Origin of the sequence: Flavobacterium sp. UW10123 (genome assembly GCF_040538975.1) — a bacterium.
Taxonomy (GTDB): Bacteria; Bacteroidota; Bacteroidia; order Flavobacteriales; family Flavobacteriaceae; genus Flavobacterium.
Genome location: NZ_JBEWQE010000021.1, coordinates 50288 through 66152, shown reverse-complemented (window position 1 = coordinate 66152; position 15865 = coordinate 50288). Strand labels below are relative to the sequence as shown.

The following is a 15865-nucleotide window of genomic DNA, read 5'->3' as shown; positions in this document are numbered from 1 at the left end:
AAAAGAATAGTAGAATAAGTCAGTGTCAGCTCATTAATAATGACATAATTGTGTTGGTATGCCATATCTGTCATGTCTTAAAAATGTCATGTTGTCAGATGATTATTAGTGTGCCAAAAGCAAAACTGACAATTTACATTGGTTTTTTATATTGGCATAAAGATTGACTTATGCCACCTGAGTTATTAAAATAAAATCAAAAATTAAATATATAAAAAATGGGTAAAATAATCGGAATTGACTTAGGTACGACGAACTCTTGTGTTTCTGTAATGGAAGGTAACGAAGCAGTTGTTATCCCTAACGCAGAAGGAAAAAGAACTACACCATCTATCATCGCTTTTGTTGAAGGTGGAGAAATTAAAGTAGGTGATCCTGCAAAAAGACAAGCAGTAACTAACCCTACAAAAACGATTGCTTCTATTAAACGTTTTATGGGACACACTTTTGCTGAAACTCAAGAAGAAGCAAAAAGAGTTCCTTACAGTGTTGTAAAAGGTGACAACAATACTCCACGTGTGGATATTGACGGTCGTTTATACACTGCTCAAGAATTGTCTGCAATGACACTTCAAAAAATGAAAAAAACTGCTGAAGACTATTTAGGTCAAACAGTATCTGAGGCAGTTATTACCGTTCCTGCTTACTTTAACGATGCTCAGCGTCAGGCTACAAAAGAAGCTGGTGAAATCGCTGGTCTTAAAGTTATGCGTATCATCAACGAGCCAACTGCTGCTGCACTTGCTTACGGATTAGATAAAAAAGGAACTGATCAAAAAATTGCTGTTTACGATTTAGGTGGAGGTACTTTTGATATCTCTGTTCTTGAATTAGGAGACGGTGTATTTGAAGTATTATCTACAAATGGGGATACTCACTTAGGTGGTGATGATTTTGACCAAGTTATTATTGACTGGTTAGCTGACGAATTCAAATCTGAAGAAGGAATTGATTTACGTTTAGATCCAATGTCATTACAGCGTTTGAAAGAAGCTGCTGAGAAAGCTAAGATTGAATTATCGTCTTCTGCTGAAACAGAAATCAACTTGCCATACGTAACGGCTACTGCTTCTGGACCAAAACACTTAGTGAAAAAATTATCTAGAGCTAAATTTGAGCAATTATCTGATACTTTAGTAAAACGTTCTATGGAGCCAGTTGCTAAAGCATTAAAAGATGCAGGTTTATCTACATCTGATATCGACGAAGTAATCCTTGTTGGAGGTTCTACTCGTATGCCAAGAATCGCTGACGAAGTTGAAAAATTCTTCGGTAAAAAAGCTTCTAAAGGTGTTAACCCTGATGAGGTTGTTGCTATTGGAGCTGCTATTCAAGGTGGAGTTTTATCTGGAGATGTAAAAGATGTATTGTTACTTGATGTAACACCTCTTTCTTTAGGTATCGAAACTATGGGTGGTGTATTGACTAAATTAATCGAGTCTAACACAACTATCCCAACTAAAAAATCTCAAGTATTCTCTACTGCTGCTGATTCCCAACCATCTGTTGAAATCCACGTATTACAAGGAGAAAGAGCTATGGCAGTTGATAACAAAACTATCGGTCGTTTCCACTTAGATGGTATTCCACCAGCACCAAGAGGAGTTCCTCAAATCGAGGTAACTTTCGATATCGATGCTAATGGTATCATCAAAGTTTCTGCAACTGATAAAGGAACAGGAAAATCTCACGATATCCGTATCGAAGCTTCTTCTGGATTAACAGCTGAAGAAATCGAAAAAATGAAAAAAGATGCTGAAGCTAACGCTGATGCTGACAGAATTGCAAAAGAAAGAGCTGAGAAATTGAACGAAGCTGATAGTACTATCTTCCAAACTGAATCTCAATTGAAAGAGTTAGGAGATAAATTAACAGATGAGCAAAAAACAGCTATCGAATATGCTTTAACTGAATTGAGAATGGCTCACCAATCTCAAGATCTTGACGCAATCCAAAAAGGATTAGACAATGTTAATGCAGCTTGGAAAACAGCTACAGAAGCAATGTACGCTCAAGGAGGTGAAGGACAACAAGCTGCTCCACAACAAGAGCAGTCTTCTGGAGACAACGTTGAAGACGTTGAATTCGAAGAAGTAAAATAATTTACTCTTAAATTGAATAGAAACCGAGTCAGAAATGGCTCGGTTTTTTTATGGATATTGTTTTGCGTAGAGGCGCACTGTAGTGCGTCTAACTCTAGGTTTTCCACAAACTGATAAATGTCATTTCCTGTTCGGATTCTTTTTCGTAATATTACTATTGTAAATTTTCATGAATGAGAAAGATTAAATACAAGAAAGGGCGCAAGTTGCAACACATTACTTTAGAGTATACTGGCACGCATAAAGATCACGAAACAGAAATGCAACTTTTTGTATATAATGACGCTGATGTTGTCGAATATGATAAGTTTACTGTTCTCGCTTTAAATTCTTGTTTTGATTATACAAAAAACAATTGGCTCAATATTCACGGGCTTCATGATATTGATCTTATAAAAACGATTGGTGCGCATTTCAAATTAGATGATTTTCTACTTGCCGATATTTTAAATACGACCAAAAGAACCAAATTAGAAGATCAGCAAGATATTCTGTTCTTTAATATAAAATCGCTTCTTCCTTCTGAATATTCAGATAATATTAGTGTAGAGCAATTAAGCTTTATTTTGAAGGACGGAATCTTGATTTCTTTTCAAGAAAAACGAAGCGATTTCTTTACGCATATCCGAGAGCGTTTACGTACGCATGCTGGAATAGTTAGAACCAAAAAGGTAGATTATCTCTTGTATTTACTTTTAGATGCTGTAATGGAGAATTTCTACATTACATTGGAAGATGAAGAAGATAAAATCGAAGATTTAATCAATTTAACTAAAAAAGACGCTAAACCAGTTATTTTAGAAAAAATTGAAAACCATCGGGATAATTTAAATTTCTTAAAACGTTCTATAGTACCGCTTCGAGATTCTCTTTATTACCTGAAAACGAAAAAAGACGACGACGACGATAATGGATTAATTCAAAAAGAAACTTTCAATTTCTTTATCAGACTGCATCAAAAAAGTTTGGAGCTTTTAGATCAGATAGAATCAGATATGAGCGCATTGGAAAGTGCTTCTAATTTTTATTTTTCGGAACAAAGTCGAAAAATGAACGAAATCATGAAAACGCTGACCATCATATCAGCCATATTTATTCCGCTTACTTTTATTGTTGGAGTATACGGAATGAACTTTGAAAACATGCCAGAACTCAAAACTCAAAATGGCTATTTTATAGTCATGGGCGTAATGTTTTTGCTGGTAATAGCCCTAATCATTTATTTCAAAAAACGACGCTGGTTTTAGCCCTGTTTTACACTTGAAAAATTTGATTTTTGTAAATTTGGTATTTAGAATAAAAATAAATAATTATGAGTAAAGCAATATATATAGCCACTAGTGACCATAATAGTGGTAAATCAATTATTACGCTCGGGTTAATGAGTATCTTGATTGGTAAGACTGCCAAAGTAGGGTATTTTAGACCTATAATCGAAGATTTTGTCGATGGTGAGGTAGATAATCATATCGAGACCGTTTTGTCCTATTTTAACCTTGATATTAAGTTTGAAGATGCTTATGCCATCACCAAAAGCAGATTAATCAAGAAAAAGAACAAAGGGAAAATAGGAGAGGTTCTGGATTTGATTATTGAGAAATATAAAAAACTGGAAGAACGTTTTGATTTCGTTTTGGTTGAAGGAACGAGCTTTACAGGCGAAGGAACTTCTATCGAATTAGATTTGAACGTTTTAATTGCTAAAAACCTTGGAATTCCAACCATAATTGTTGGTTCTGGAGTTGGTAAAACCTTAGAAGAACTTTTAGACAGTTTGTACTTGGTTTATGATTCTTTTAAAATAAAAGAGGTTGAGGTATTATCTGTTTTTGCTAATAAAGTACAGCCAGAAAATATAGAATTGGTTACAAGTAGTCTACAAAAAAGTTTGCCATCAAATGTGTTGGTTAATACGATTCCGTTGATATCGAGCCTTAATAACCCAACGATGCAGGAGATTGTGCACGAATTGAATGCTAAGGTTTTATTCGGAGAAAATTATTTGAATAATGAAATCGGGCATTACAGTGTAGGAGCAATGCAATTGCATAATTATTTGGTTCATTTGCATGACAATGCTTTGGTAATTACACCAGGAGATCGTTCTGATATTATTCTTGGTGCTTTGCAAGCAAATGAATCAGCCAATTATCCAACCATTTCAGGAATTATCCTGACAGGAAATATTGTTCCAGAAGAAAGTATTTTAAAGCTTATTGAAGGTCTTTCTGCAATCGTGCCAATTATCGCTGTTGATGGAGGAACGTATCATATTACCAACAAAATAGGTTCTATAAAATCGGAAATCTACGCCAATAATACGCACAAGATTGAAACTTCAATTAATACCTTCGAAAAATACGTTGAAATTGAAGCGTTATCGCAAAGAGTAATTACTTTCCAACCTGAAGGTATGACGCCAAAAATGTTTCAATACAACATGGTTAAGCGAGCCAAACAGCACAGAAAGCATATTGTACTGCCAGAAGGAAACGACGACCGAATTATTACAGCAGCGTCTAGATTGCTGGATATGGATGTGGTAGATATTTCAATCATTGGAGATAAAAAACAAATAGAAAGTAAAGTTACAGAGCTTGGACTTACATTTGATTTTTCTAAAGTAAATATCATCAATCCGATAGAATCTGAGTTTTATGAAGATTATGCTAATACGTATTATGAGCTTAGAAAAGCCAAAAACGTGAGTATTACCATGGCACGAGATTTAATGGAAGACGTTTCTTATTTCGGAACCATGATGGTATATAAGGGTCATGCAGACGGAATGGTTTCTGGTGCCGCGCATACTACTCAGCATACTATTTTGCCAGCTCTTCAATTCATTAAAACAAAACCAAATTCATCTGTAGTTTCTTCTGTGTTTTTTATGTGTTTAGAGGATCGTGTTTCTGTTTTTGGAGATTGTGCTATTAATCCAAACCCAACAGCAGAACAATTGGCAGAAATTGCTATTTCTTCGGCAGAATCAAGTTTAGCATTCGGAATTGAACCAAAAATTGCCATGCTTTCTTATTCTTCTGGATCATCAGGAAAAGGAGATGAGGTGGATAAAGTAAGAACTGCAACAGCCATTGTAAAAGAAAAAAGACCAGATTTAAAAATTGAAGGCCCAATTCAGTATGATGCCGCAGTTGACTTAAGCGTTGGAAAAAGCAAAATGCCAGATTCAGAAGTGGCAGGACAAGCTAGCGTGTTGATTTTCCCTGATTTAAATACAGGAAACAATACTTATAAAGCCGTTCAAAGAGAAACCGGAGCTTTGGCTATTGGTCCAATGTTACAAGGTTTGAATAAGCCCGTAAACGACTTAAGCCGCGGATGTACTGTAGATGATATTATCAATACAGTGGTTATTACAGCCATTCAGGCACAGGGAATGTAGTTAATTGTGAATGGTTAATGGTAAATGATTAATTGCTTTGCCTTAAAAATTACTTTTATTGACTATAAATTTGTGATACAAAAAATTAAAAGTTTTGAGTCTTTTAAGAAAACTCGGCACCTTAGAAACTTAGCATCTTAGCACCTTTAATAAAAAATGAAAATACTAATTATAAACTCAGGAAGTTCGTCAATTAAATACCAATTAATGGTAATGCCAGAAAACGAAGTAATCTGTTCTGGAATGATTGACCGAATTGGTTTAGAAACTTCAAATATCACTTTTAAAACGGCTGTTGCTTCACGCGAAGAAACGCTTCCAATTCCGAATCATAAAGTAGGTTTGCAGAAAGTAGCCAATATGCTTTTAGATGCCGAAAAAGGAGTGATTAAATCTACTTCAGAGATTGCTGCTGTCGGACATCGTGTAGTGCATGGCGGAAGCGATTTTAGCGCCACAGTAAAAATCGATGAAAAAGTAAAAGAAAAAATCAAACAGCTTTTCGAATTGGCGCCTTTGCATAATCCTGCAAATTTAGAAGGAATTAATGTGGCAGAAGAAATTTTCAGTTCGGCTGAGCAAATAGCTGTTTTTGATACTGCTTTTCATCAAACGATGCCAGAAGTTGCGTATAAGTATGCCATTCCAAATTATCTTTTGACAGAAAATAAAGTACGTGTTTATGGTTTTCATGGAACGAGCCATAAATATGTTTCAGAAAAAGCCATTAATTACTTAAAAGACAATTCTAAAATAATTACCATTCACTTAGGAAATGGTTGCAGTATGGCTGCGATTAAAGACGGAAAATGTATTGACACTTCGATGGGATTTTCGCCTTCAAATGGTTTGATTATGGGAACACGTGCCGGAGATATTGACCAGTCTGTTGTTTTTTATATGATTAAAAATCTTGGATATACTCCAGACGAAGTAAACGCAGTTTTGCTGAAACAAAGCGGTATGCTTGGGCTTACTGGCTACAGTGATTTGCGTGATATTGAAGCAGAAGCCGAAAAAGGTAATAAAGATTGTCAGTTGGCATTGCAAATGAATGCTTATAGAATTAGAAAAACAATTGGAGCTTATGCAGCAGCTTTAAACGGATTAAATGCAATTGTTTTCACAGCAGGAATTGGAGAAAACTCATTTTATATGCGTAATTTGATTTGTACAGACATGGATTATTTTGGAATTGAAATTGACACAGGAAAAAATGAACTGCGTTCAAAAGAATTAAGAGAAATCAATTCAGAAAAGTCTATTGTAAAAGTTTTGGTTGTTCCCACTGATGAGGAATATGAAATTGCTAATCAGGTTTTTCAATTGCTTGAAAACTAGAAGGTTTTATTTTAAACATAATTTTAGGCTCCTTTTGGGAGCCTTTTTTATGCTTTCAGTTTAAGTTTTTTGTCAGTATCTTTGAATTTAAAAAATAATATCTTGAAATCGATACTTTTTAAATCCGTTTTCTTCTTTTTCATTGCTTTACAGCTTCAAGCACAAGAATTACTTCCCTTTGTCGAAAATTACAGCAAATCTGATTATCAGGGAGATAATCAGATCTGGAATGTTGCACAAGGAAATGATAATGCAATGTATTTTGCTAATAATCACTATTTGCTACGTTACGATGGAGTAAAATGGGAAAAATATACACTTCCAAACAAAACTATTATTCGATCAATTCTTATTGAAGGACATAAAATCTATTCTGGTTCTTATAAAGAATTTGGCTATTGGTATAGAAAAGATGGAACGATGCATTATGTTTCGATTACCAAAAATCTTAGATTATTTGATGAAAAGGATAATGAAGAGATCTGGAAAATATTCAGATTTAACGGTTCGCTTTATTTTCAGTCTTTTAATGATATTTTTATTTATAATGGGAAAAAGATTAAGAAAATTAAGTTCCCTTTTCTTATTTCGTATTGTTTTGAAGTAGATGAAAATTTATATGTCGCTTCGGTTAAAGATGGAATTTATAAAATGAATGGTAAGCGTATTACCAACCCAAAAGGATGGAATGTTTTAAAAAATACTGTTGTCCATGCCATAGAAAAGTACCAAAACGAGACTTATATTTTCACACAAAAAAAAGGAGTTTTCATTGTAGAAAAAAATGGACTTAAAAGCTGGGAGCATCCTATAAACGAAACGTTAAAGTCGGCAACAATCAATGTGGCAAAATTCATTAAAGATGAAAAGCTAATTGTTGGAACCGGAAATCGCGGGATTTTCATTTTAGATTTAAAAAATAATTCCTTTAAAAATATTGAGCGAGATAATGTTTTAATGAATAATTCAGTCTTAAGTATAGGACTGGATAAAGAAAATGATCTCTGGGTTGGTTTAGATAACGGTATTGCACATGTTGAGGTTAATTCTCCTATTTCTTTCTTTTACGATAATTCTGGGCTATTAGGATCTGTGTATGCTGTGGCGGCAATTAATAAAGGTTATTTAATTGCGTCAAATCATGGTATTTTTGAGTATAGTGCGGGAAAATTTAATATGATGCCTAATACTCAAGGGCAGGGCTGGAATATTTCTCTAATTGATGGAAAGTATATTATAGGACATAATGATGGCACTTTTTCGTATGAAAATAATACTCTGACCAAGATAAATGGTGTCAGTGGTGGTTGGAACATGTCCAAAAGCAGTATCAATAATACTTATTTTCAGTCAACTTATAGCGGTATTCTGGTTTATGATGATCCATCGAATATGTCTCATTATAAAATCATAAAAGATCTGGCCAAACCTATAAAATATGTTGCCCAAAACAAAAAGAATGAAATCTGGGCAGCAGACAATTACCGAGGCCTATACCGTGTTTTGTTAGACGATAATTATAATACGCTTAAAGTTGAAAACGTTACACAGCAGAGCAAAATACAAAACGATTTTGGAATAAAGATTTTTGAGTTTAGAAAAGAAATCCTATTTCTAATTAATAACTCTTGGTATACTTACAATTCTATATCTAATAAATTGGAGGAAAATGAATTGTTTAATACAAACTTTAGAAATGTGACAGATGTCGTTTCTATAGACGAAGATCATTTCATGGTTTTGCAAAACGGAATCTTGTATCATATTTATGCTCAAGGAAACAAATTTGTCTGGAATATTATTCAGGAGAAATATTATAAAGGAAAATTGATTAATGAGAATCTAAGGATTTTCAAAAAAGATAATTATTACTTATTTAATCTAGATGACGGATTTGTTTCGCTTAAACTCGAATACGAAAATAAACAAAATTCAGAAGTGAAAATTGAAGCATTTAGTGATGATGCTTTAATTCCGAGCGATGAAAAAATTAAATTCAATACCGAATTAAAGATTAACGTTATTTCTGGAATTTACGGAGCGAGCAAACCAAATTTATTTTATAAGCTCGACAAAGAAAAAGATTTTATTCCAATTTCAGACGGATTAATTGTTTTGAACAATTTGAGTAGTGGTTATCATTCTGTAGAAATTTTTAAACATGATGGAGCAACTTATGAAACAGTTTCGTCATATAAATTTAAAGTTGCAGAACCTTGGTATTTTTCATTTTGGATGATTCTGCTCTATTTTCTAGTTATTGGAGCAGTCTTATTTTTCTACTATAAATGGAATAAACTTCGTTATATGCAAAAATTAAAATTGCAGGCCGAAGAATTAAAACATCAGAGAGAAATTCTTGAAATGGAATTGAAGAAAGAAAATGAACTTAATATTCAGGAATACGAAAAACATATTTTAGAATTAGAACTTCAAGCAAAATCTTCTGAAGTTGCAGGCAAATCATTATCTATTGCGAAACAAACCGAAATGATTGACAAAATTCAAGGCATTTTGGAAACTGAGAAAGATTTTGGCAAGCTTAAGAATGAAATTAGAAAAGCCATTAAGATTAATGAAGTCAATAAACACGAATGGGAAACATTTGAGACCAATTTGAATCAAATTCATAACGAGTTTATAATAAATCTATCTAAAAAATATCCGCAACTAACTCCAAAGGATATAAAACTATGTGTTTATCTTAAAATGAACCTTTCTTCTAAAGAAATTGCCCCTATGATGAATATCTCTTTTAGAGGTGTAGAACTGCACAGATATCGTCTAAGAAAGAAACTTAACCTTACTCAAGACGAAAACCTGTCAAAGTTTTTATTAACTCTGTAAGATTTGATTTTATTTTTTACAGAATTTATATTTTTCCATATCATTTTTTATATAATTACGATACATCATTACTACATCATAATGTTGTGTTAAAGGAATTTTGTTAACATTTATAGTATTGATAATCACTATTGTAAGATAAAATTTTAACACAATGATGTAGCTATGTTGTAGTGGTGTTTGATGTACTACAACGTTGTAATTGCTTAATTTGGCTCTACTAACTTAAACGATTACGTACTGTATGAAAAATTTTATTTTTAGCTTTTTAGCGCTCTTGCTGCTGCCTACATTTATGTTAGGACAGACACAAGCAATCAAAGGAAAAGTAGTAGACAGTAGTGGAATGGGAATTCCAGGAGCAATTATCGCTTCAGCTGATGCTAGAGCTACTGCAGATGCAGATTTCGACGGAAACTTTACAATTAATGCAAAACCGGGAGATATTTTAAAAATCTCTATGTTAGGCTTTGATTCGGTTTCTGTGCCGGCTACAGCCGCACCAATGACAATCACTTTAAAAGAAGCGGGTGATACTGCTTTAAAAGAAGTGGTTGTAATCGGGTACGGTACAAGAAAGAAAATTGATAATACTTCGGCGGTTAGCTCAATTAAGTCCGAAGAAATTACCAAAATGAAAGTAATGAATGCTTCTCAGGCTATTCAAGGTAAAGCTGCTGGGGTTCAGGTATCTACTTCAGATGCGCCAGGAAGTACACCATCAGTTGTAATTAGAGGGGCTGGTACAGCATTAGGAGGAAGAAATCCTCTTTATGTTGTAGATGGTATGCCAACTGATAATATCAACAACATCAATACTAATGATATTACATCTTATGAAGTATTAAAAGATGCTTCTTCATTAGCTATTTATGGTACTAGAGGTGCGAATGGTGTAATTATGATTACAACCAAAGCAGGTAAAGGAAAAATTACTGTAGATGTAGAAAGTTTTGCAGGAGTTAGATCTCCATTAAAAACTGTAAAAATGGCAAACGCTGATGAGTATGTTCGTTACAGTAACGCCGCTTATAGCAACGTTTTTCCACAAGGAAGATTTTCTGCAAATCAGCCGTATAACACTGATTGGCTAGATGCAATCACAAGAACTGGGTCTTATACTCAGAACAATATTGCAGTCTCAGGATCTTCAGAAAATGTAAAATACTTTTTCAGTCTTGGAAATTATGAAGAAAAAGGAATCTTAAATGGTTCTGATTATGGACGTACGACGTTCAGAAATAACAATGAGTTTAAACTTTCAGAAAAAGTTAAATTGACTCAAAATTTTAGTGTAAGTACTATTAAAAATACACCAATGCCTTTGAGTGCATTTACTAATGCTTACAGACAATCTCCATTAGTTCCTGTACGTTATGCTGATGGAAAATATGGTGTACCATTTGTTTTAAATGGAGTTGTAGGTGAAACAGGAGAGTCATTTAATAATGTTGGAAACCCAGTAGCTCAATTAGATTATACAAATGAGCAGCAAAAATCGGTTACTTTACAAGGAGGACTAAAGTTAGATTGGGATATTATTAAATCTTTAAAATTCACATCACAATTTAATGGAGAATATTATACTTACAAACAGTATAATTATGTAGATAATGTGGCTCTTTGGTTATCGGCAGATCCTACTCGTACATTAGAAAAATATCCTTTAGATTTAAATAAAAATACTTTGACCAGAAGCAGAGATGAGTATTTTAATTGGAATTTATCAAATTATTTAACTTATAATAAGGTTTTTGCAGAAATTCATGATGTTGAGGTTACTGCAGGTATAGAGGCGAATGTACAAGGTACGCGTGAGAAATTAACTATCGACAGAAAAAATGTAAATCCAAATTCTAATTATTGGTCTTTGAAAGATGTTAACAATGTAGCTAATGTAACAGGTTATAAGGATGAGGCACTTAATCAAAGAAGATTGGCATCTTATTTTGCTCGTTTTCAATATAAATTGATGGATAAATATTTGGTTACTGGTACAGTGAGACGTGACGGTTCATCGCAATTTAATGAAGACAATCGTTGGGGGACATTTCCTTCCGTTGGTTTAGGATGGATTATTTCAAAAGAAAGCTTCTTAAGTAATGTAGAGCCAATTAATTTATTAAAACTTAGAGGATCTTGGGGTAGATTAGGGAATCAAAATGTACCTCTTAATACTCAAGTATTCACTTCAGGGGTAGATTATCCAGATCTTGGCTCAGGTACAACAATTAATTCTCAGGTTGATCCTAATTTATCATGGGAGATTGTAGAAGAACTTTCAGGAGGTTTTGATTTTGAAATGTTTAATAGCAGATTAAAAGGATCTTTTGATTTGTATGACAAAAATACAACAAACACAATTCTGAATGTTAAACCATATTCAACTTCAGGAATTACATTAGCTACTCCTGCACATGTTGGTGAAGTATCTAACAAAGGATATGAAATTGCATTGCGTTGGGATGATAAAATCAATGATAATTTAAGTTATTGGGTTGGAGGGAATTTCTCTCATAATAAAAATGAACTTACAAGTCTTAAAAATGTTCAGTTAAATCCAATTATTGGAGGAAGTTTAGGAAATGGTCAAAATACTAAAATCTTGGATAATACATCAGTAGGACAGCCATTAGGTAGTTTTTATATGTATGAATATGCGGGTGTTGACCCAGCAAATGGTCAAATGTTGTATTATAAAGCAGATGGTTCTAAAGTCCCTCAGACTGGCTTAGATGAACTTAAAGATAAAAAATATGTAGGTTCTCTTTTACCAACTTCTACTTATGGAGTTACTTTAGGATTGACATACAAAAATATTGATTTTTCTGTTGATGGTTATGGAACAGGAGGAGCAAAAGTATATAATGGAAAAAAAGCACAACGTTTTGGAGGAGAAAATGTAGAAGCTTCTATGGCTAATGGTTTTTGGACGCCTACAAATACTACGTCTTCAATTCCAGCGCCATCTAATTTAACTCCGTATGCTTCAACTTACTATTTGGAGTCGGCAGATTTCTTTAGAATTAACAACATCACTCTAGGATATAAGCTTCCAATAAAAGAGAACAATTTTATTAGCTATTGCAGATTATATGTAAACGCAATTAATCCATTTATTACACAAAAATTCTCTGGATTCTCACCAGATGTAGTATCTGATGGTAAATTGGTTGAAGGTACTCAAGGTGTTGAGTTAGATGCTTACCCGTCATTGAGATCTTTTGTAGTAGGTGCAAATTTAAAATTTTAATATCATGAAAAGAATATATATATCAATGTTTGTACTTTCTGGACTTTTGTTTACAGGATGTTCAGATGATTTTTTGGACGTAGAGTCAACAGAGTCTATTCCTGCTGATCCAGCTTTGGTAAATAGCGATGCTGGAGCTTCTAGTTTTGTAACAGCAATTTACAATCAATTTTTAGGCTGGGATATGTCTTCTTTTGGTTGGAATGCAGTTACAAGTATTATTAGTGATGATGCTGATAAAGGTTCTGATCCAGGAGATGCAGGTGGTGATAAAGATATTATGGATGCTTTAACATATAATGCTTCAACTCCATCATTTCAGTCTACCTGGAATGCAAATTATGCGGGAATTAATAGATGTAATCAGGCTTTGGCAATATTTCCTAAGTTAGATCAGGTGACACCTAGTTTAAAAGTCAGATTAGAAGGAGAGGCTAAATTTATGAGAGCGTTTATGTACTTTACTTTAGTTAAAGGATATGGTGGAGTTCCTATTGTAGATCATTTGCCAATTCCTGGAAATGACTCAGACAGAATTATGCAGTTAACCCGTAAAACTCCTGCCGAAGTTTACGCTTTTATAGAAAAAGACTTAACAGATGCAATTGCCAATTTGCCTGAAAAATCGGCTTATACTGGTAAAGATGTCGTAAGAGCTTCTAAAGGAGCAGCATATGCTTTATTAGCAAAAGTAAATCTATATCAAAAAAATTGGCAAAAAGTAATTGACAATTGCGATAAAGTGACTGGTTATTCGCTGGTTTCTGATTATTCTTTGCAATATAAAAAAGAAGGAGAATTTGGTCCAGAATCTATTTTTGAGATTGATGGAATTGGGGGAACTTCTAGCCCTGGATTTGGAATTGGAAATTATACTGTTTCTCAAGCACCACGTGGTGCTGGAGGATGGGGTTGGGGATTCAATACACCAACTGAAGGTTTAGCAAATGCATATGAGGCAGGAGATGTGAGAAGAGCAGCTACAATTATTTTCAGAGGTTCAGTTTTATATGATGGTAAAGAAGTGCCATCAACTGTTGCAAATCCAAGATATAATTACAAAGCATATTCTTCATCTTTTTATAACCAAGAATTTACAGATACAAATCTTAGATATTTAAGATATGCAGAGGTTGTATTAATGAAAGCTGAAGCTTTGAACGAATTAGGACAGACTTCAGCAGCAATTCCGTTAGTAAATCAAATTCGTCATAGAGCAGGTTTAGGAGATACTCCTTTTACTTCTCAAACTGATATTAGAAAAGCAATTTATAAAGAAAGAAGATTAGAATTTGCTTTTGAGCACGACAGATGGTTTGATATCGTTAGAACAGGACAGGCAGAAGCGGCTATGGCAGCAGATGGTAAAACTTTTATAGTTGGAAAACATGAATTGTGGCCTCTTCCAACTACATTTATGAGAGAAGCAGGAACACTTTCGCAGCAAAACCCTGGTTATTAATCAAAATCTTAAAAATCACTTCCCTCAGGAAATCTGAAGGAAGTGATTATTTTTCAAAATCTTAAAATTTTATAATGGTTAGAATTTCAGTTTTATTTTTAGCTTTTGCTTTTTTTAGTTGTGGATCAAATGCTGATAAGTCAAAAGAAAATGTACAGGAAAATACTTCTGGTGTTGTTGCATTAACAGATGAGCAACTTTTGGATGCTGTTCAAAAACAAACATTTAAATATTTCTGGGATTATGCAGAACCAAATTCTGGATTAGCCAGAGAACGTTATCATCCAGACGGCGTTTATCCTGAAAACGATTCTAATATCGTAACAACAGGAGGTTCAGGTTTTGGATTAATGGCACTTGTTTCAGGAATGTCACAAGGATATATTACGAAAGATCAAGGAGTAGAAAGATTGAACAAAATTGCAGACTTTTTAGGCAAAGCTGATCGTTTTCATGGAGCATGGTCTCATTGGATTGACGGAAATACAGGAAAAGTAAAGCCTTTTGGAACCAAGGATAATGGAGGAGATTTAGTTGAAACCTCATTTTTGGTTGCAGGAATGATTACTGTTCGTGAATATCTTAAAGATGGTTCTGAAAAAGAAAAAGCAGTAGCACAAAAATACGATGCACTTTGGAAAGGTGTTGACTGGCAATGGTACACAAATCAAAAAAATGTATTATATTGGCACTGGTCTCCGAGTTATGCTTGGGAGATGAATTTCCCACTACAAGGATACAACGAATGCCTTATTACTTATGTAATGGCAGCGTCTTCGCCAACACATACAATCGATGTGAAAGCATATCATGAAGGATGGGCGAGAAGCGGTGGCATAGTTTCTTCAAAAACAAAATATAATATCCCACTTATTTTAAAGCACAATGGTGCAGAAGAATTTGGAGGTCCATTATTTTGGGCACACTATTCTTATGTAGGTTTAGATCCAAATCAATTAAGCGATAAATACGCGAACTATTGGGATTTAAATGTAAATCAGACCAAAATCAATTACCAATATTGTGTTGAAAATCCAAATAAAAATGCAGGTTATGGGCCTGAATATTGGGGACTAACAGCTTCTTATTCTAGAAACCCTGACGGTTCTATTGGATATAATGCACACATGCCAAGTAACGATCAAGGTGTGATTTCGCCAACGGCAGCTATCAGTTCAATTGTTTATACACCAAAAGAATCTATGGCTCTGATTAGAAATTTATATGAAAATCATAAAGATGAAACTTGGGGAGATGCTGGTTTTTATGATGCTTTGAGTTTAGGAAATAAATGGGTGGCAAAACGTTACTTAGCTATTGATCAAGGCCCAGAAGTGGTAATGATTGAAAACTACAGAACGGGATTGTTGTGGAAATTATTTATGAATGCGCCAGAAGTAAAACAAGGCTTAACAAAACTTGGATTTAAATCTGGTAAATACGGAATTTAATTT

The 15865-nt window shown here is 33.8% G+C and carries 8 protein-coding genes; all 8 read left to right on the top strand.

All coding sequences use genetic code 11. The features are described 5' to 3' along the window. The first annotated feature begins 218 nt into the window (after window positions 1-218). The gene (dnaK, locus tag ABXT06_RS20715; protein ID WP_354592440.1) at window positions 219-2102 is read left to right on the top strand and encodes a molecular chaperone DnaK; all 1884 of its coding nucleotides are present in this window, start codon (window positions 219-221) and stop codon (window positions 2100-2102) included. 173 nt (window positions 2103-2275) lie between these two features. After that, window positions 2276-3349 carry a magnesium/cobalt transporter CorA gene (gene corA, locus ABXT06_RS20710; protein WP_354592439.1) on the top strand — a complete coding sequence of 358 codons (1074 nt, stop codon included), beginning with the start codon at window positions 2276-2278 and terminating at the stop codon, window positions 3347-3349. 65 nt (window positions 3350-3414) lie between these two features. Then, window positions 3415-5508: a phosphate acetyltransferase gene (gene pta / locus ABXT06_RS20705; RefSeq protein ID WP_354592438.1), complete on the top strand. Its 2094-nt coding sequence runs from the start codon at window positions 3415-3417 to the stop codon at window positions 5506-5508. A 156-nt stretch (window positions 5509-5664) separates the two neighbouring features. Then, window positions 5665-6849 carry an acetate/propionate family kinase gene (locus ABXT06_RS20700; protein ID WP_354592437.1) on the top strand — a complete coding sequence of 395 codons (1185 nt, stop codon included), beginning with the start codon at window positions 5665-5667 and terminating at the stop codon, window positions 6847-6849. A 102-nt stretch (window positions 6850-6951) separates the two neighbouring features. Continuing rightward, window positions 6952-9696 carry a helix-turn-helix and ligand-binding sensor domain-containing protein gene (locus ABXT06_RS20695; RefSeq protein ID WP_354592436.1) on the top strand — a complete coding sequence of 915 codons (2745 nt, stop codon included), beginning with the start codon at window positions 6952-6954 and terminating at the stop codon, window positions 9694-9696. A 244-nt stretch (window positions 9697-9940) separates the two neighbouring features. Beyond that, complete coding sequence (locus ABXT06_RS20690) at window positions 9941-12949, top strand: SusC/RagA family TonB-linked outer membrane protein (RefSeq protein ID WP_354592435.1); 3009 nt, start codon at window positions 9941-9943, stop codon at window positions 12947-12949. Window positions 12950-12953: 4 nt separating this feature from the next. After that, window positions 12954-14411, top strand: coding sequence for a RagB/SusD family nutrient uptake outer membrane protein (locus ABXT06_RS20685; RefSeq protein WP_354592434.1), 1458 nt, complete (start codon window positions 12954-12956; stop codon window positions 14409-14411). A gap of 74 nt (window positions 14412-14485) precedes the next feature. Continuing rightward, the gene (locus ABXT06_RS20680; RefSeq protein ID WP_354592433.1) at window positions 14486-15862 is read left to right on the top strand and encodes a glucoamylase family protein; all 1377 of its coding nucleotides are present in this window, start codon (window positions 14486-14488) and stop codon (window positions 15860-15862) included. The last annotated feature ends 3 nt before the right edge of the window (window positions 15863-15865 follow it).

Coding starts and splice junctions, on each gene's coding strand:
- ABXT06_RS20700 (WP_354592437.1), top strand. CDS start 5,665: ATGAAAATACTAATTATAAACTCAGGAAGTTCGTCAATTAAATACCAA.
- ABXT06_RS20680 (WP_354592433.1), top strand. CDS start 14,486: ATGGTTAGAATTTCAGTTTTATTTTTAGCTTTTGCTTTTTTTAGTTGT.
- dnaK (WP_354592440.1), top strand. CDS start 219: ATGGGTAAAATAATCGGAATTGACTTAGGTACGACGAACTCTTGTGTT.
- pta (WP_354592438.1), top strand. CDS start 3,415: ATGAGTAAAGCAATATATATAGCCACTAGTGACCATAATAGTGGTAAA.
- ABXT06_RS20690 (WP_354592435.1), top strand. CDS start 9,941: ATGAAAAATTTTATTTTTAGCTTTTTAGCGCTCTTGCTGCTGCCTACA.
- corA (WP_354592439.1), top strand. CDS start 2,276: ATGAGAAAGATTAAATACAAGAAAGGGCGCAAGTTGCAACACATTACT.
- ABXT06_RS20685 (WP_354592434.1), top strand. CDS start 12,954: ATGAAAAGAATATATATATCAATGTTTGTACTTTCTGGACTTTTGTTT.